The sequence below is a fragment of the Pseudomonas sp. SORGH_AS_0211 genome (assembly GCF_031453455.1).
Taxonomy (GTDB): Bacteria; Pseudomonadota; Gammaproteobacteria; order Pseudomonadales; family Pseudomonadaceae; genus Chryseomonas; species Chryseomonas aestiva.
The window spans coordinates 4,021,190-4,038,849 of sequence record NZ_JAVIZV010000001.1 but is presented as its reverse complement, the minus strand read 5'-3'; the positions used below and the strand labels follow the sequence as shown (position 1 = coordinate 4,038,849).

The 17,660-nt window shown below is 66.4% G+C and carries 11 protein-coding genes; all 11 read right to left on the bottom strand.

The window, feature by feature from the left end; translation table 11 throughout:
* Nucleotides 1–59: 59 nt before the first annotated feature.
* Nucleotides 60–1,430: an exopolysaccharide Pel transporter PelG gene (pelG, locus tag QE393_RS18700; protein ID WP_273806906.1), complete on the bottom strand. Its 1,371-nt coding sequence runs from the start codon at nucleotides 1,428–1,430 to the stop codon at nucleotides 60–62.
* Between the two features lies 1 nt (nucleotide 1,431).
* Nucleotides 1,432–2,955 carry a GT4 family glycosyltransferase PelF gene (pelF, locus tag QE393_RS18695; protein ID WP_273806905.1) on the bottom strand — a complete coding sequence of 508 codons (1,524 nt, stop codon included), beginning with the start codon at nucleotides 2,953–2,955 and terminating at the stop codon, nucleotides 1,432–1,434.
* Nucleotides 2,952–3,941, bottom strand: coding sequence for a HEAT repeat domain-containing protein (locus tag QE393_RS18690; RefSeq protein ID WP_273806904.1), 990 nt, complete (start codon nucleotides 3,939–3,941; stop codon nucleotides 2,952–2,954). Before QE393_RS18690 ends, pelF begins: the two co-directional genes overlap by 4 nt.
* Complete coding sequence (locus QE393_RS18685; protein WP_310044993.1) at nucleotides 3,919–5,292, bottom strand: PelD GGDEF domain-containing protein; 1,374 nt, start codon at nucleotides 5,290–5,292, stop codon at nucleotides 3,919–3,921. Before QE393_RS18685 ends, QE393_RS18690 begins: the two co-directional genes overlap by 23 nt.
* Nucleotides 5,292–5,807: a penicillin-binding protein activator LpoB gene (locus tag QE393_RS18680; protein ID WP_133860416.1), complete on the bottom strand. Its 516-nt coding sequence runs from the start codon at nucleotides 5,805–5,807 to the stop codon at nucleotides 5,292–5,294. The genes QE393_RS18685 and QE393_RS18680 overlap by 1 nt, the downstream gene beginning before the upstream one ends.
* A gap of 22 nt (nucleotides 5,808–5,829) precedes the next feature.
* Nucleotides 5,830–9,426 carry a tetratricopeptide repeat protein gene (locus QE393_RS18675; protein ID WP_273806902.1) on the bottom strand — a complete coding sequence of 1,199 codons (3,597 nt, stop codon included), beginning with the start codon at nucleotides 9,424–9,426 and terminating at the stop codon, nucleotides 5,830–5,832.
* Complete coding sequence (locus tag QE393_RS18670; RefSeq protein WP_310045649.1) at nucleotides 9,407–12,163, bottom strand: bifunctional glycoside hydrolase 114/ polysaccharide deacetylase family protein; 2,757 nt, start codon at nucleotides 12,161–12,163, stop codon at nucleotides 9,407–9,409. Before QE393_RS18670 ends, QE393_RS18675 begins: the two co-directional genes overlap by 20 nt.
* A 326-nt stretch (nucleotides 12,164–12,489) precedes the next feature.
* Complete coding sequence (locus QE393_RS18665) at nucleotides 12,490–13,602, bottom strand: polysaccharide biosynthesis/export family protein (protein WP_310044989.1); 1,113 nt, start codon at nucleotides 13,600–13,602, stop codon at nucleotides 12,490–12,492.
* 285 nt (nucleotides 13,603–13,887) lie between these two features.
* Complete coding sequence (locus QE393_RS18660; RefSeq protein WP_310045648.1) at nucleotides 13,888–14,922, bottom strand: glycoside hydrolase family 5 protein; 1,035 nt, start codon at nucleotides 14,920–14,922, stop codon at nucleotides 13,888–13,890.
* A gap of 56 nt (nucleotides 14,923–14,978) precedes the next feature.
* A complete protein-coding gene (locus tag QE393_RS18655; protein WP_310044988.1) occupies nucleotides 14,979–16,250 on the bottom strand; it encodes a flippase in 1,272 nt (423 codons plus the stop codon).
* A gap of 55 nt (nucleotides 16,251–16,305) precedes the next feature.
* Nucleotides 16,306–17,583, bottom strand: a complete 1,278-nt coding sequence (locus QE393_RS18650) for a hypothetical protein (RefSeq protein WP_273806899.1) — start codon at nucleotides 17,581–17,583, stop codon at nucleotides 16,306–16,308.
* Between the last annotated feature and the right edge of the window lie 77 nt (nucleotides 17,584–17,660).

Here is a 17,660-nt window from a genome sequence, read left to right as displayed (position 1 = left end):
GCTGTGTTGGACGCCTCCAGGGTGGGCGGGTCACACCGTTCGTCCGGTGCCGGCAGCCGTCAGTGCCGGAGCATGAAGGTGTCGTATTCCAGGTCGTCCAGCACCCGGTCCAGGCGGTGCAGGCCGAGCAGCACGCAACAGGCCAGGGAGACGGTGAAGCCGTAGCCGAAGAAACTCGGACCCAGTTCGATGCTGAGCAGGGTCAGCGCCAGGTTGAGGCCGAGAAACAGGGTGCAGAGCATCAGCACGGTGTCGCGCCGGTCCAGGTAGAAGAAGACGTTGAGCAGGGCCATGAATACCACCTGGATGCTCACGCCCACCACGTCGATGTAGAACAGCGGCAGGTAGTAGTGCGACATGCCGAGCCAGGCCAGCAGCTGCGGCGCCAGCAGGAACACCAGCACCAGGGTCAGGCCCTGGACCTTGCAGATCTCCAGCAGGCCCTGGCGGATGGCCAGGATCATCTGTTCCTTGAGCTGGCTGATGTGCTGCAGGGTCTCGCCGCCGCGCACGGCGTTGAACACCCGCTCGTACCATTCGGCGAAGTCGGTCTCGATGCGCACCAGGAACACCGCCATGCCGGGGATGATGGCGAGGTAGGCGAGAAAGATCGGCAGGTCGTAGAGGATGGAGGCGCGCAGGGGGCCGATGACGGCGTCGGAGGTCAGCGGATTGAACCAGAAGACGAATTTGTCGACCCAGATGCCCAGGTTGTAGAACAGCCCGGTGACCAGCAGGCTGAGGAAGATCTGCTTGCGATCGAGGAAGTCGAAGGCCACCAGGCGGTCGGCCGGGTACTCGCGGATGATGTCGTAGAGAAACATGAACAGCAGCGCGGCGTGGCCCAGCAGCAGGGCCATCAGCAGGCCGTTCATGCCGAGGAAGCGCAGCACGAAGGCGGCGGCGATCATGATGGCGTAGCCCAGGGTCATCACCACCAGGATGCGGTTGTAGGCCTTCATCCCCGACAGGAAGATGATCACCAGCCAGAGATCGCAGAGGGTGACGAAGTTGGCCAGGACCAGCAGCCGGTAGGCGAAGGGCTGGTCGAACAGGGTGGCCAGCAGCAGGAAGCCCAGGCCCCCGGCGACCAGGGTCACCAGCAGCAGGATGCCCACCAGATTGGGCAGGATGCTCGTCTGTTTCTCCTCGAACAGCCGGTCCGAGACGAAGCGGGTGAAATACAGCTGCAGGCCGCCGGTGAGGATCAGCGAGCTGGCCATGAGGTAGGTCACCGTGACCAGGAATTGCCGGATCAGCACGCTGGGGGTGACGATGCCGGTGGCCAGCACGCCGATCAGCATGACGCTGATGATCGACAGCACCCAGGGGCCCGAACTGATCAGACCGGCGTAGACATAGGCACGCAGGGTGGCGGTGTAGGAGTCGCGCGCGAGGATCTTGCGCAGTTCGAAGCCGATGCCGGCCATGTCAGACGATCCTCCCGATGGCGTCCTGGTAGAGCTCGCGATAGCGTTCCAGCATCAGCGGCTCGGTGTAGTAGCGATTGACCCGGGCCAGCCCGGTGCGCTGCGCGGCCTGCCAGCGCCCCGGATTACGCAGCAGGGCGAGGATGGCACGGGCGGTGGCCTGGGGATCGGCGATGGCGACCACGCTGCCACCGGTGCCCAGGGCGCGGTCCTCGGGGATGGAGCCCTCGATCAGCTCGCGGCAGGAGCCGACGTCGCTGCTCACCACCGGCACGCCGGCGGCCCAGCCTTCGAGGATCACCAGCGGCTGGGCCTCGCTGATGGAGGTCAGCACCATGAGGCCGAGCTTGGGCAGGATGTCGCCGATCTTCTGGAAACCGAGGAATTTCACCTTGCCCTCCAGGCCCAGGCTGGTGACCAGGCTGTGGCATTCGGCGGCGTATTCCTCGTCTTCGTCTTCCGGACCGACCACCCAGGCCTCGGCCTCGGGCATGGCGCTGATCACCCCGCGCATGGCGCGGATGAAGGTCTTGACGTCCTTGATCGGCACCACCCGGCCCAGGAGCCCGACCACCGGCGGCACGCCCTCGGGGCGGCGCTCCAGGGCGTCCTGCCACTGGGTGAGGCTGATGCCGTTGGGGATCACCCGGCAGCGCGCGGGATCTGCGCCGTCCTGGATCTGCCGGCGGCGGTTGCCGTCATAGAGCGAGATGATCGGATCTGCGGCCTTGTAGGTGAGCAGCCCGATGCGCTCGAAGAAGCGGATCCACAGCCGGCGGATGTAGCTGACGTCCACGTCCAGCCCGGTGCGCAGGGCCTCGTCCGGGCCTTCGGCGATCCACTTGGCCTGGGCCAGGTCGATCTTGCGCTCCTTGGTGTAGATGCCGTGCTCGCTGAGCAGGAAGTTGCAGCCCCAGCGCCGCTGCAGGATGGCGCCGAGCATGCCGGCATAGCCGGTGGAGATGGAATGGATCATCCGCGGCCGTGGCAGGCGTCGCGCGGCCTCGGCCAGCATCAGCAGCGGCGCCTGCATGGCGCGCAGGGTCCAGAGGTAGTCGACGAAGGACGGGTCGGTGCAATAGCGCTCGTAGCCCTCGGTGATGGCTTCCCAGCTGGCGCGGCTGTACATGAAGTCGTCCAGGGTCACGCTGCCCTGGGCGAAGGCGTCCACTAGGGCATCGCCCTGGGCGGCGCTGGGTTCGTCCGGGTGGTGCAGGAAGGCGTGCAGATCGCGCAGCAGCTGCACCGGCGCCTGGCGCCGCGGACTGATGGGCGCGCCCTTGGGCACCCAGGAGCCGGCGAGGAAGTGTTCCTCGATGTGCACCACGTTGGGCGGGATGGCGTAGTGGCGCTTCTCGTAGTTCTCGCGCTGACCGCCGATGAAGAACACCGAGAAGGTCAGCTCCGGCAGGCCGAGGATCAGCTGGTTGACCCAGCTCGACACCCCGCCGCGCACATAGGGCCAGGTGCCCTCCAGGAGCAGGCAGACATCGGGCGTCACGGTCGCGGCGGGGGCGTCTTTCATAACCAGTACTTCACCAGGGCGGCAAACGGCGGCCGCTTCTTCAGATCCGCCGGCAGGCTGTCGAGCAGTGCCGGGATGACCGCGTAATCGCGGCGCAGAAAGGCGATTTCGGCGCGGAAGGGCGCCAGCTGGGCCAGGGGCACGCCCGCTGCTTCGGCGGCCTGGAAGAATTCCAGGGCCCGTTCCGGCTCGCCCTGTTCCAGGGCGATGCGCCCGGCGAGGATGCGCAGCTCTTCGTTTTCTTCACCGGCCAGGGCCAGTTCGACATGTTCCCGCGCCTGGCCGAGCACGTGGCGCAGGACGCTGCCCTGGGCCAGGCCCAGATAGGCCAGCTCCCAGTAGCCGCGGGCCAGGGTGCCGTGCAGCGCCGGCTGGCGTTCCGCGGGCGTGCTGGCCAGTTCGCCGAGCTGGGTCTCGATGCGCTGGTTGATCTGGCTTTCCTGCTGGTCGAGCATCGAATAGGCGAGCAGGCGCACGTCGTCGGCCGGATCGCGCAGGGCCAGCTTGAGGATGGGAATGGCGTCGCGCCCGGGCATGCGGCGGGTGGCGAACAGCGCGGTCAGGCGCTTGTCGGCACTGGGTGCATGACGCAGCACGTCCTGCAGGCCGCCATCGCTGAACAGCATCTCCTCGCGGCGCTCCAGCGGGCGGAACGGCAGATTGGGCACGCTGCGCGCTTCCCAGGCGATCTCGCGGCGCTTGCGCGGCAGATAGAGCGCCGGAAAGACCGCGGCGATCACCCCGGCCGCGCCCACCAGCGGAATGAAGAAGGCCAGGGCGAAGAGGAACAGCGGACTCCAGGGCAGCGGGCGCTGATAGCGCTTGGGCAGCAACAGCCAGACGCCACCCGCCAGCAGGGCACTGCCGGCGGCATGGGCGGTGACGAAGGCCAGGGCCGCCGCCGCCACCGGCAGGTTGGCGAACAGCAGCGCCCAGCTGCTGGCCTCGAAGGCGAAGGCGCCGCTAAACAGCCACTTGCTGTTCATGCAGGCCACACTCGTTGAACAGGAAGACGCGCAACTCCTGGGCGCGGGTCTTGGGCAGCAGCTCGTGTTCATGGCTGCGCACGCCCAGGCTTTCCAGGGTGCTGTCCTGGCCATGGCGTTCGGCCAGCAGCTGGCGCAGCCGGCGGCGATAGCCTTCCAGGCCATCGGAAGAGGTCAGCGGCAGGAGCACCAGCAGGCAGGGGTGGCCCGCCTGGTTGGTCAGGCGCAGTTGCAGGTCGAGGCCGCGGCGACTGCCCTCCAGCAGCGCCAGGGCGCGCTCGCCACCGTCGGCCTCGGTCATCTCGAAGCAGAACAGGCAGGCGGGCAGGGCGTGCTGCTGGGCATCGCGCAGCGAACGCTTGAGATGCTGGGAGAATTGCTGGGCGTCGTCGTCGGCCAGGGCCAGCGCCTGGTGATCGCTGCCCAGCAGGTCGGCGATATGGCCGGCGAGGATGGTCAGCAGATTGAGGGTGCGTTCGTTGAAGGAAAAGAACGGCATCTGCTCGATGGCCAGCACCGCCAGCAGCCGCTCCTCGGTGTCCAGCAGGGGCACGCAGGCCTGCAGCGCGGAATGCCGGGTCTCGCCGCGCTCCAGCAGCGCCTGGCGGATGCTCAGGGTCTCGCCGCGTTCCAGGGTCAGGCGCACCAGCAGGTCATCGGGATCAACGCCGGGCATCTCGCCCTGGCTGGCGAGGGCGCGACGATCCACCCGGCCATTGCCATCGACCCGGTACAGCCCGGCCACCCGCAGCGAGCCGTACTGGGTCAGCAGGCCGACGATGGGTTCGGCCAGGGCCTGCAGGGCGTCCTGCTCGCGGGGCACCTCGCGCAACTGGCGGCGCAGGTCGAGCAGGGAGCTGCGCAGGCTGAGGTCGTTGCCGGCGACACGCTGTTCCAGGCGATCGTGGGAGATGCGCAGGAGGTGGTGGGCGCGGGTGAATTCGTCCAGGCGCAGCTGGCGATAGTCGTTGGCCAGGTCCAGGCGCTCCAGGCGACGATTCCAGAGATCGCGGAATTCACCCACCAGCATGGCGCTGAGCAGCACGCCGACGATAAAGGACGGCGGGATCTCCTCGTAGGCCGGATAGCCCTGGCGGTGCAGATAGAGCAGCGCCACCACCAGCAGGCTGGCGCTCACCAGGCCACGCATGAAGCCATAGCGCACGCCCATCAGGATGGGCGCGAAGACCACCCAGGGAAAGGCCAGGCCGACCATCAGCGGGTCTTCCGGCACCAGCCAGAATCCCAGTCCCAGGGCGGCCGCCGTGACCAGCAGGGTTTCCAGCCAGGACAGGCGGCCACTGGCGCGGGGCGCCAGGGTGTAGTCCTTGTGGACGGATTGCAGGGCCATCAGCGCAACTGCAGCTCTTGCGCGGTGCCGCGCAGGACCTTCTGCGCGGTGGCTGCCAGGCTCTCGCGCGACCAGCCGGAGCGGGCGCCGCTGTTGCTCCAGACCACCCGGCCGCTGGCCGGCTCGATCACCTGGAGGGTCACGCCCACCGCCGGCTCGCCGTCCAGGCCGTTCTTGTACTGCCACTCGTCCACGCTGCCGGTGAGCACGTATTGCAGATTCTGCTGCCGCGCCCAGTCCAGGGCCGCGCGCTGGCGGGCCTTTTCGTCGTCGCTGGGATTGCCGCCCTGGCTGTCGTCGTAGACCTGCGGGCGGATGCCACGCTCGCCCAGCACGCTGACCAGGATCTGCGCGGCACGATCGCCGGCCATGGGAGCCTGGGCATAGTTGGCCAGGGGCACCAGGCCCCAGCGCGCATCCTTGGGCAGGGCCTCGCCGCTGGGACGGGTAAAGCTCGAGCAGCCGGCCAGCAGCACGGTGGCGACACTGGCGACGAGCAGACGCGTGATGTTCATGAGGTTTCTCCCTTGAAGCGGCCTAGCGACCGATTCGATTGCTGTATTGAATGCCCAGGGTGCTGCCGGCCTGACCGCCGCTGCCCTGGGGCGCGGACTGGTAGCCGGCGGTGAACGCCAGTTCGTCGTCGCCGAGCACTACCATGCCCAGGCCGACATTCAAACCGTAGTTGAATTCGCGCTCGGTCCACTGCCAGCCGACCAGGGTGTCCACCAGCCAGCTGTACTGGGGATGGGTGCGGTTGAGCGAACCGGGAATGCCGCGCCGCCAGCTGCTGCCGACATAGAGCTGGCCATAGCGATCCTGCAGGAGCTGGGTACCGCCCAGGGCCTCCAGGTCGGCCACGGTGACCTCGCCGTTCTCGCCACTGCCGGCCAGCGGCTGCAGGTAGCGGGTAACGCTGGCGGGCAGGGTGCTGCGCGCACTGTTCTGCTGGTAGGTGATGCCGCTGCGCACCTGCCAGGCGGGACCTTCGAAGAAGATCATGTGGCTCAGCTCCAGGTTGAAGGCGAAGCCGCTGCCTAGGGCATCCCCGTCCCGACTGGAATAGCGGTTGTGCGCCGCCCGCCAGCTCAGCTGGTCGCGTGGCGTAAGGTTGTGGCGACCCGCCAGGCTGACACTGTCACGCCGGCCCAGGGCGCGCAGATAGCCGCTCTCGTCGGGTTGCCGGTGCCAGTCCAGGGCCGCCTCGATCTCGGTGTTGCCATCGATACGCCAGGTGCGGGCGACACCCAGGCCCAGGCGATTGCTGTCCGACCGCTGGCTGGCGTCGACGGTGGTTTCCAGACCGCCGTCGGCCAGATTCTTCAGCACCTTGAGCAGCATCTGGTGTTCGTTGCCCAGGGCATCGGACTTGAGGCCGCTGCTCTCCACGCGATTCTGCTTGAGCTGGACATCGGCGTAGACGTCATCGCTGAGTCGCCGGGCGGCGCGCACCTCGCTGCCCTGTTCGACCAGGCCGCCATAGTCGCGGCGCTCCCAGCCGGCCTGGACGCCATTGGGCGTGCGCTCGGCCTGCTCGGTGGCCTGGCGCAGCAGCTGCCGCTGGATGACCTCCGGTGGTTCGTCGCCGGCGGCCGTCAGGGCCGCGGCCTGGGCGTCGCCGGCATGGCCGAGGCGCTGCAGCACCTCGACGCGCTGCGCCGGATCCAGATCGCCGGCCGCCAGCAACTTCTCCAGCTCGCCACGATTCTGCCGGCGCAGGACCTCCTGCAATTGCTCGTACTGGCGGACCTTGAGCCCGCGGCTCTTGGCCCAGGCCAGCCATTCGCTCTTGAGGCCGTCGTCGTTGTTCTGGCTGAGGGCATCGAGCCACTGGTCGAACCAGAGTTGCAGCATGCTCGGCGAGCCGTCCTGCCAGGCGCGCGCCTGGGCCAGCGCCGCCTGGGGGCCGCGCAGGCTGGAGAGCAGGCGCAGGTAGGTGGCATAGCGCTCGGGGGTGGCCGGCACCTCGTCGTTGGCCAGGTGCGGCGTGACCGCCTTGCGCAGCCGCAGCGCCGCGTCCTGGTGACCGGCGGCGTCCAGGGCGTCGGCATAGGCGGCCTGCACCAGCCAGTCCTGGGGATGGGCGTCCAGGTAGCGGCGATACCAGCCGAGCGCCTCTTCCGCCTGGCCCAGCAGCACCAGGCCGCTGCCGAAGGGCAGCCACAGCACGTCGCTGTCGCGGGCCCGGCCCTTCCAGTCGCGCAGCAGGGTGGCCAGTTCGGCCTGGCGATTCTGGTCGATCAGTAGCCACAGCAGCCGTTCGCGGAATCTGTCGTCGTCCGGGAAGCGCTGCAGCGCCTGGCGATAGCCCTCTTCGGCCTGGGCGACGCGGCCACGCTGGAAGTCCAGACCCGACCGCGCCAGCCAGACGGCGGGGTTGTCGGCCGAGGCCGGCGCGCGCGCGGCACTGGCCAGCAGCCGCTCCAGCGCCGCCGTGTCCTTGAGTTGCTCGGCCCATTGCAGGGCGTCGCTCAGGCGCTTCTGGTCCTTGTGCTTTTCCCAGCTCTTTTCCAGCAAGGCCAGGGCCTTGCGCGGCGCCGTGCGCAGATAGATCGCCAGCAGCCGGTCCTCGTCGTTGGCGGCCAGGCCCTTGTCGCTCGCGGCCAGGCGTTCGAAGGCCAACTGGGCCTCGCCGTCGCGCTCCAGTTCCCAGGCCAGCTCCGCCCGCAGGCGCCAGTAGTCGTCGCCCTGCCGCTGCTTGGCCGGCATGCCCTCGAGCACCTTCCAGGCCTCTTCGGGCTTGAACAGCTCCCAGACGGTGCCCGCCCAGGTCAGATACTCCGCGCTGGTCAGCGGGAATTTCTTGCCGAACGCTGCCCAGCCCGCGGCTTCGGCATCGCCCTGCTCGGTACGGGCCAGCAGCTGCTGCAGTCGCTCCCAGGCCAGGCGCTGCCTGGGCTGACGCCTGATGTAGTCCCGCAGCCAGCGCTCCTCGGCGGCGGGATCGCCCAGGGACTCGTAGGCGAAGATCAGCGCATCCAGTTCGGTCTTGTCCAGCTGGCGCTGCCGCGATGCCTCGGCCAGCAACTCGGCCACGGCATCGAAGCGAAACGCCCGGGCGGCCAGCTTCCAGGCGTGGTCGCGACGGGCCGGATCGTCCTGGCGTGCCAGCAGACGCAACCAGAGGTCGAGGGCTTCGTCCATATGCCCGGTCCATTCGCCCAGCTGGGCCAGTTCCGCGAGCAATTTTTCATCGTCCGGGCGCAGGGCCAGCAGCTGATGACCTTCCTCCCAGGCCCGCTCGGTGTCGCCGCGGCCCAGGGCCAGCCGGTAGGCGGCCTCCAGGGCGGCGGGATCGTCCGGTTGCCACTCGCGCCAGCGCTCGATCAGCCGCTGGGCCAGATCCAGGCGCCCGCTGCCCTGGGCGGCCGCCACCCCGGCCTGCAGCCAGGCGAGACCGCTGGCATCGGCTGGCAGACGCGGCAATTCCTGCTCCAGCAGGGCGGCGGCCTCGGCGCCCTGGCCGGCGGCGAGCCAGGCATCGAAGGCCTGGTGCCGGTAGCCCTGGCGCTGTTCGGCCGAATCGGCGAGATCGGCCAGGCGCAGATAGAGACGCGCGGCCTCCTGCTGACGGCCACCGGCCAGACTCCAGCGCGCCGCCTGTTCCAGCCACTGCTGGCGCCGCGGCGGATCGCGCCGGGCCAGCTCGACGTAACGCTGCGCCGCCGTGGCCGGATCCGCCAGTTGCAGGGCGCGCTCGGCCACCCGTTGCAGCTGGGGCGTGCTCAGGGTCGCCACGTCCAGGGCGCTCAGGCGTTGCGCCAGGCGTTCGCGATCGGCGTCGGCCAGACCTTGCGGCTGGGCTTCCGCCTGCAGGATGTCCATTTCCAGAGCGTAGAAGGGCGTCGAGGCCAGGGGCTCGGGCAGCAGTTGCAACTGACGCCGCGCCTCGTCGATGCGCCCCAGGGCGATCAACTGGTCGATCAGCTTCATGCGCAGCCCGGTATCGTCGGGCGTCGCCTTGAGCAGCACCTGCGCATAGCTGATGGAGACCTGGTCGGCCGGTTCCTCGCCGGGCAGGAAGACCTGCTTGCCATGAAAGGTCAGCACCAGCACCAGCGCGGTGAGGAGCGCGACCCCCAGCAGTGTCCAACCGCTCAGGAGCCGGGTTTTCTTAGCCGCAGACGATCTCACCGTCACTCACTCGTGTTAGCGGAAGTTTGAACGTCAGCAGTCCGGCCTGGCCTGATTGGCCCCTGTAGCGCTCGCGACCGACCCGCACCTCGCAGGCCGAGGGTGCGCGAAGGGTCATCTCCAGCGGAAATTGCCCGGCGAAGGCGAAGCGGATACGCGTCGGCGACAGGTAGTCCCATTGCTGCAGCGGGATGTTGGCCTCTTCGAGGGCGGGGGTGGGATCGCGGCTGTCGCGCAGGACCAGCCGCGCCTGAGCGCCGGCCAGGTGGACGTAGCGTCCCTGCGGCAGGTCGCGGACCCCGGCGATGCCCTTCGAACGCTGCAGATCCGGCCAGCCCAGGCGCGGATCCAGGCGCAGGGTGCGCAAACCGTCGAGGGCCTTGATCGACCAGCTGCCGTCGTCTTCCCGGGCCAGACTGGCGGTATAGAAGCCCCGCAGGCGGCTCAGGTAGTCGCTCATCCACAGCGACAGCGGATGCTCGGCGGCCATGCCCTGGTAGATCTCTTCCATGACCTTGAGCGAAGCCTGCTTGGTGCCCGAATAGAAGTGGTAGTAGAGATTCAGCCCGCGCAGCCGGCGGGGATGCTCGGTGCGCTCGAAGGTATAGAGCAGATCGCGAAAGCCGTAATAGGGACCGCGCCAGAGATTGGTGTAGACGTTCTCGTTGATGATGGGCGCATAGAACTGCAGACCGCCCGGGGTGGGGCGGATGAAGGGATACAGGCCGCTCACCGAGGGCTGCGACCGGGTGATGTGCGAGTTGCCGCCGTTCACGTTGAGCAGGCCGTTGTCGTAGGCGAGCTTGAGGGTCGCCGCATCGGGTTGGGCGTCACCGGACCAGAACACCATCTTCACCGGCTTCTGCGGGGTGGTCAGGCGTTCATTGATATAGCGCGTCGAGCCCACGATCTCCCGGGTTAAATCCACCTTGTCGTAGCCGGGAATCTGCATCATGTAGCCGTACTGGGCTTCGAAGTTCTCGCTCTGCTCGGAGACCGCCGGTTGCCAGAAGAACGGATGGCTGAAGGTGTGGGTGGCCACCTCCACCTTGGGATCGGCGAACAGGCGGCGGGCGATCGGCTCCAGTTGCGCGGTCAGCTCCGGATAGCGGCCCTTGGGGCCGACCTCGCCTTCGATGATCGAGGCCGAGGTCAGAAAGGGATGCGGCTGGATGAACCGCTCCAGCACCACCTGGCCGGAAAAGGGCGCGCCCGGAATCTCCGCCTTGGACGCGAAGGCGTCGCCGTCGATGTGCACGGTGGCGATGCGCCGGCCGTTTTCCGTGGTCGGATCGGGCACCGGCAGGGGCGGCAGTTGCAGCGTCTTCGCCGTGAAGGCGAAGGGGTCGATGATCCAGCGACTGGCTTCGGGACCGTCTTCCATGACATAGGGGCCGAAGGCGAAGCCGCCCCAGGCGGCCACGCCCATGGGCACGAAGGTCCCGCCCGGACCGCTCAGGCTGACCACCGGTGTCGGCCCGCCGGGTAGCGTCTGCACGGCGGGCAGGTCACGCGTCCGCAACTTGACCGGTGCCTCGAAGTTGCCGGCGAGGGCAGGGTCCGCCACCTTGAGGGTCAGGTTGTCGGGCAGCGGCTTGCGACTGACGCCCAGGCCCAGTCGCTTGAGCAGGGCCTCGTTGTCCAGCGGCAGGCCGCCAAGGATCAGCAATGGCGTCTTTTCGTCCAGGCGCTGGCCGATCCAGTCGCTGAAATCCCGCGAATTGGGCGGCGGGCCACTGGTCATCCAGACCACCACCCCGGCATAGAGGGCGCTGGGCCAGGCCGCGGGCAGTGGCTTGGAGGCATCGAAATAGTCCAGGCGATAGCCCTGGTACTCCAGGGCGCTGCCCAGGAAGCGGTGCACCGCCGACTGGCGCAGGGCGCCTTCCCGACCATCGTAGAGCAGCGCCAGTCGGCGTGGCTGCAGGGCCACCGAGCTGATGCCCAGGGTGTTGAGGTCGGGGGTGGTGATATAGGGCACGTAGCCTTCGTCGCGCAGCCGCTTGGCCAGGCGCCGGGCTTCGTCGCGCTGCTCCGGCGGCAGGTACTCGATGGCGATGACCGGGATACCGGCACTGCGCGCCGCTTCGATCCGCGGCTGCAGCCATTCGCGATCCGCGGCGCTGACCGGGCGATAGGTCTTCTTGCCGGCATCCCAGCCCGCGTAGATGGATTCGACCGCCATGGCGGCGGCGACCCCGGGCAATTCGGGTTGCACCTCGAAGCCGCGATTGAAGAACAGCTTGAGCGACGGCTGACGGCGGTGCAGGTCGGCCAGCAGGCTCTTGAGCGCCAGGCGCTGGCTTTCCCGCTGGTCCTCGGCCACCAGCTGGAAACTGTCGAGGGTATCGAGGAACAGCCCGGTGTAACCGGCCTTGGCCAATTGGGCGGCGCGCTCGAGCAGATAGGCACGCCAGACCGGCGATGCCAGGTTCATCACCTGGCTGCCCCAGGCCTTGTTGGCCACCGGGCTGGCACCGGCACTGAGGCCGGCCTTTTCCAGGGCCGCCGCATCGCCGGCGAATTCGCCAATGGACAGATAGGCGAAGGGTTGGGCGCCGGCCTCGTGCAGGGCGCGGACATCGGCGGCGCTGGCATGGCCGGGTTCGAGCACCACCCAGTCGAACTGCGCGAGTTCGGCTACCGGCGGCTTTTCCGCGTACCAGAACGCCACGCTGGCGGGCGCCGCTAGGGCCGTCCCCAGGAGGGACAGATAGCCCAGCAGCCCTACTGTCAGCTTGCGCCACCAACCGAAGCGGGACCTTGCTCTTGTTGCCTTACCTGACGCCACACCCAGTCCTTAAACGTGCCCAACTTCGGTATCAGGTTAGCTACATTACGCAAAAGCGTGACGAAAAACTGCCTGCGCCAGGCCGAGCGGCAGCAATTACGGGGCTAACAGGTATCGAAATAATTAATCGGCGACGGGCGAGGCCGTCTAGGCAGCGGATTTCAGATTTTCTGGCGGGAGAAATTGCGGGGATGCAGAGGGGGGTGTAGCAGAAAGTCAGAGGAATTGCCGTCATGCGCGGCGGTAACCGGCATGACGGCAAGCGAGCGCTATTACTTGAAGCTGCTGTTCAGGCTGGCGCTGGAGGACAGGATGTTGGTGGAACCCAGCAGTTGGCTGACGAAGCGGTTCCAGCGGGTGATACCGGCCGGGCCAACGAAGACCACGTCCTGCGGCTGCAGATGGAAGTTCTGCGCCAGCACATAGGCGGTCGGGTTCTTGGCCGCCAGGTGGAAGACCTGGGCAGTGGCACCCGGCGCCTTCAGATCTTCCGGGCCACGGATGACGTAGACGGCATCGGCGTTGGCGGTTTCCTGCTGGATGCCACCGGCCTCGCTCAGGGCTTCCATCAGGTTCAGGTTGGTGATCTTGTAGCTGACCGCTGCCGGGGAGCGGACTTCACCGACCACGTATACCTTGCGGGCATCGTTGTAGGGCAGGTGGATGCTGTCACCGTCCTTCAGGTAGATGCCGTACAGCTTGGAATCCTTGCGGTTCAGGCTGTCGGTATCCAGACGGTATTCCTTGCCGTCGCGGACCAGGGTCACGCCAGTCAGGTCGGCGCCACCGCTGTTGGCCACACCGACCTGACCCAGGGCTTCCACCAGGGTGATGGGCTTGGTGGTCAGGGGAATGGCATCGCCCTTGTTCACAGCACCGGAGATGGTGACCTTCTGGCTGCCGAACTTCAGCACGCTGACGTCAATCTGGGGATTGTCGATGAAGGTGGCCAGACGGCGGGAGATATCGGTGCGGATCTCTTCCAGGGTCTTGCCGGCGGCGCGCACGGTGCCGACGTAGGGGTAGAACAGGGTGCCATCCGGACGGACCAGGCGACCGTTGGCTTCCAGCTGCTGCTGGGCGCCGGACGGAGCGGTCAGTTCGGGGTGATCCCAGACGGTGATGTAGAGCAGGTCGCTCGCACCGACGCGGTAAGCCTGCGGCTTGTAGTCCAGCAGGGGCTTGAGGTCGGGAGCCTTGGACAGGGCCGCGGAATCCTGGCTCATCAGCAGCGAGCTGGTGATCGGGATCAGCTGGACCTTGGTGCCCTGGATGCTCGGATCGCTCTTCAGGTCGTCCTGGTCCAGGTACTGACCCGGGGAGTAGGCACAACCTTGCAGGACGATGCCGGACAGCAAGGCCAGAGCGGTAAATTTGGTTTTCATGTCATTCGTCCTTGATTGCTGATTGAGTGTGAGCAAGAGGAATAAATCGGAAGGTAGAAGCAACGAGCCGGTTATTCATGGTGTTCCTTCGCGAGACGCGGCGAGCCTCGACGGTGGACCAGGTTCCATGTGACCCGTCTGTCCAGCGTGCGAGAGAACTCGAGGTCTCAGCTTTTAGTTGTATGAGCACCTGAGTCTGCTGGTCTAGGACTGGCCTTTAGCCATCGAGTTCAGCGCCCCGGGAGCGGAAAAAGGTGACGCCGTTCGAAATCTGTCACATCTCCGCTAACGAGGTCCTATGACTTGGCAGTCATGTTTGTTCAGGTGTTTTTGCAGCAGGGCCGTCTGCGGCTTCTCCGCGCCGTTCTTCGGTTCGATGGCCAGAGGATAGTCGCCCCAGCCCGGACCGGCCGCCCAATAGGCGCTGGGTACGCACTGCTCGCCCAGATAGCTCAGCAGATTGTCCATGGCTTCCAGCCACTGTGGGTGTGCAGGTATCCCATATTCGCCAACGAAGCCGCGCAAATTGTGCTGTTTCAGCCATTCGATGAAGGGGCGGGTTCTTTCCACGCCGATCATGGGATGGACGCCCTTCATGCCCGAGGCGTAATTGCCGCTGGAATCGTCGTCGAAGTAGATATGGGCCTCATAGATGAGGTTGTCCGCCGGATCCTTGATCAGCAGATCGCCATTCACCTGGGGCCAGCGCTGGGCACTGGACCAGCTGTCGCCGGCGATGAAGATCGGCGTCTGCATGTCGACGCTGCGGATGCTGTCCACGGCCGTCTGCGCCGCGCGGGGCCAGAGACCCTGGGTGTCGTGGGGCTCGTTCATGACATCGTAGCCGTACAGCGCCGGATGCTTCTGGAAGGTCAGGGCCAGGCGTTTCCAGGCATCGGCGTAGCTGGCGTAGGGCACCTGGGACGAGCCGATCAGCTGACCGCGATAGCGCGCGTAGTTGTGCATGTCCAGGATCACGCGGATACCGTACTTGTCGGCGAAATCCAGGGTGCGCTGCAGCAGCGCGACCTGGGCCTGGTCCAGGTCACCACCCAGCTGGGGTTGCACCCGCTCCCAGAGGAAGGGGAAGCGGATGAAGCGGATGCCCTTGGCCGCGTAGCGGCGGAAGTAATCTTCGGTGGGATAGAAGTAGTTGGTGCCTTCCACGCCGGGCAGGACCTGGCCGGCGAAGCCGGCGGCCGACATGTTGATGCCGATGAGGTCCACCTTGGCCGTCGCCGACTCGGGCTGAGCCTGGCCATAAAGCGCCGCGGACAACAAGATGGTGGCCAGCAGGCCACCACCGATACGACGTTTCACTCGTGACACGGACAGCACCTCTCGTGTGTTGCGGAAATTCGTCAAGGCAGGCTCCCTCAGGAGCTCTGCTGATAGACCGGCGTGGGTTGCAGCGGCGGTGTGCGCCGGGCGAAGTATTCCAGCGCCAGATAGTCCACGGTCACCCGGATGGTCCAGGCGATGGCGGCGCCCATGATGGAGAAATGCTGGATGCAGACCACCAGCAGACCCAGGTAGGGCAGCAGTTCGGCGAGATGGATCATCGCGGTGGTCCGCGAATGACCGCGGGCCTGGATCTTGGCGAAGGGAATCTGCGCCAGGGCGTTGAAGATGAAGCCCACCACCAGGATGCGCAGGATCTGCGCGGCATCGCCGCCGTACTCCGGGCCCATCCATACGGTCATGATCCAGGGCGCCAGCGCCAGGATCGGCAGCACCATCGCCAGACTGATCAGCAGCAGGCCCCAGAAGGCCTTGTTGGCCTGGCGCGCGGCGTCCTCGCCGCTCTTGCTCAGCAGTGGGAACACCACCCGGGCCACGGCATTGGGGATGATCAGCATCCGCGAGACCGCCTCGGCCGGGGCGGTGTAGAAGGACACCCGGCTGGCGCCGACCATGTGCGACAGCACGAAGCGGTCGAAGTAGACCATCAGCGGACTGATGATGTTGCTTACCGTCATCCAGCTGCCGAATTTCAACAGCTCCTTGAACACCTCGGCCTTGAAGGTACGGATGCCTTCCGGGAAATCCTTGTGCAGCGGCCAGTAGGCCAGCGCCATGGAGACGATCCGGGCCAGCACCAGGCCGATCACGGTGGCGGAAAAGCTCGGTTCGATCAGCACCGCGATCAGCGGCGCGATCGCCAGCAGACTGTTGGAGAAGGTCCGCAGGATGTTGAATTCGCCGAAGCGCTCGTTGCCTTCCAGGTAGGCGAACCAGACCGTCGCCAGCAGGAAGGGCGGGACGCACAGGCTCAGCCAGCGAAAGCCGGCCACGGCATTGTCGAAATGCTCGGGCGAGACGTGCAGCAGACTCACCACCTTGCCGGCGCCGAACCACAGCAGCAGCGTCGCCAGCAGACTCAAGCCGATGACGGCGCCGGTGGCCGTACCCATGACCAGCCGGTTGCGCTCCTTGTCGCCGTGGTGCATGGCGACGGCGCGGATCACCGCGCGCGACAGGCCGGCATCGAACAGGGTGGCATAGCCGACAATGGCGAAGGCCAGGGTGAACAGGCCGAATTGCTCGACACCGAGCAGGCGCGACAGCACGCCCATGGTGGGCAGCGCGATGGCACTGGGAATGACGACACCCAGGATGTTCCAGGTGCTGTTTTTGATCATCGACATCGTGGGGGTGAAAACTCCTTGGGGCCGCCCGGCGGACGCCGGGCGGCACGAGGGATCAGACCGGGCGAGCCAGCTGGCTGCTCGGGCGCGGGTAGGGACTGCTGACGTAGGTCTCCGGGGCGGACGCGGAGCTGTAGTGGTGCAGCGTGCGCAGCGCCTGGATCACCATCAGGTAGCAGATGGTGGCTTGGAGGTACTCGAAGAAGCCGGCCAGCGGCCAGATCACCAGCTGGGCCAGGGTGGCGGTCACCACGAAACCGGTATCGGGATGCAGCATCTTCGCCCAGCGATAGTAGAGGAACAGCGATACCGGGATGATGATGAAGGCCAGGAAGCCGAAGCGGAACAGGGTGCCGAACACCCCGACGTCGGAGAGGAAGAAGTACTCGCCGAAATAGGGGATGAAGCCGTTGTTCCACATCAGCGACAGCGAGCCGCTCGGCAACCAGTGGTTCTGGCTGAGGTGGGAGAAGATGAAGCCGAGGGTCTGCTCGCGCACGCCGTCGGTAGGACCGTCCTGCACCGACTGGGCATAGAAGTCCAGATTCAGCCCCAGCACCTTCATCAGATCGGGGAAGATGAAGAAGGGCGACAGCAGCAGCCCCGCCACGCAGATCCAGACGATCGACTTGCTCTTCAGGCAGAACACGGTGAAGCACAGCGCCAGCACGATCAGCTGACGGGTCTGGGTACCGAACACCAGGGTCAGCAGGAAGAACATGGCCAGCACGATATGGACGGTCTTGCTGCGCGCCGAGCCATCGATCGGCGAGATGCCCTTGTTCCAGGTCTGGATGCAGTAGAAGTAGGCCAGGCACAGCGCCGGCGCACCGATGGAAGAGCGATCCGGACGGTCGAAGGAGGACTGCTTGTCACGCAGGTCCGGCAGCGCGCCGAACTTGAACATCCAGGCCATGACGGCGGCCAGCAGCGCGGTGATCAGCAGGGCCTTCTCGAATTGCGAGGCGGTCATGTTGCGCCCGAGGAACATCAGGGTGGCGAAACCGAAGCAGAACAGGATCCGCCGCTCCTCGATCAGGCCATAGATCAGCGGCTGACCGTAGAACAGGAAGGAAAAGATCGCCGGCAACCCGATGAAGACCACCGACGAATAGACGGCGTAGGTCATCAGGATCTTGAATTCGCGCTGCTGGGTGCCAATGCTGGTCAGCAGGTAGAAGAAGGTGAAGGCCATGCAGATGGCCAGATACAGCTCGTTCAGGTAGAGGATGCCGACCGGGTTGTGCGGGCTCTCGCCGAACACGTCCAGGTGCAGGATCAGCAACGGGATCAGGAGAACGAAGGAAACGGTACTTTTACGGAGAATGCTCATAGACCTACCCATCCAGACGGGACCACCGGACGGCTTGTCCGGTGGTCATCTTCCTTGCGGCTGAGAACGCTGCGGGG

Coding starts and splice junctions, on each gene's coding strand:
- QE393_RS18665 (WP_310044989.1), bottom strand. CDS start 13,602: ATGAAAACCAAATTTACCGCTCTGGCCTTGCTGTCCGGCATCGTCCTG.
- QE393_RS18685 (WP_310044993.1), bottom strand. CDS start 5,292: ATGGCCCTGCAATCCGTCCACAAGGACTACACCCTGGCGCCCCGCGCC.
- QE393_RS18650 (WP_273806899.1), bottom strand. CDS start 17,583: ATGAGCATTCTCCGTAAAAGTACCGTTTCCTTCGTTCTCCTGATCCCG.
- pelF (WP_273806905.1), bottom strand. CDS start 2,955: ATGAAAGACGCCCCCGCCGCGACCGTGACGCCCGATGTCTGCCTGCTC.
- QE393_RS18680 (WP_133860416.1), bottom strand. CDS start 5,807: ATGAACATCACGCGTCTGCTCGTCGCCAGTGTCGCCACCGTGCTGCTG.
- QE393_RS18690 (WP_273806904.1), bottom strand. CDS start 3,941: ATGAACAGCAAGTGGCTGTTTAGCGGCGCCTTCGCCTTCGAGGCCAGC.
- QE393_RS18655 (WP_310044988.1), bottom strand. CDS start 16,250: ATGTCGATGATCAAAAACAGCACCTGGAACATCCTGGGTGTCGTCATT.
- pelG (WP_273806906.1), bottom strand. CDS start 1,430: ATGGCCGGCATCGGCTTCGAACTGCGCAAGATCCTCGCGCGCGACTCC.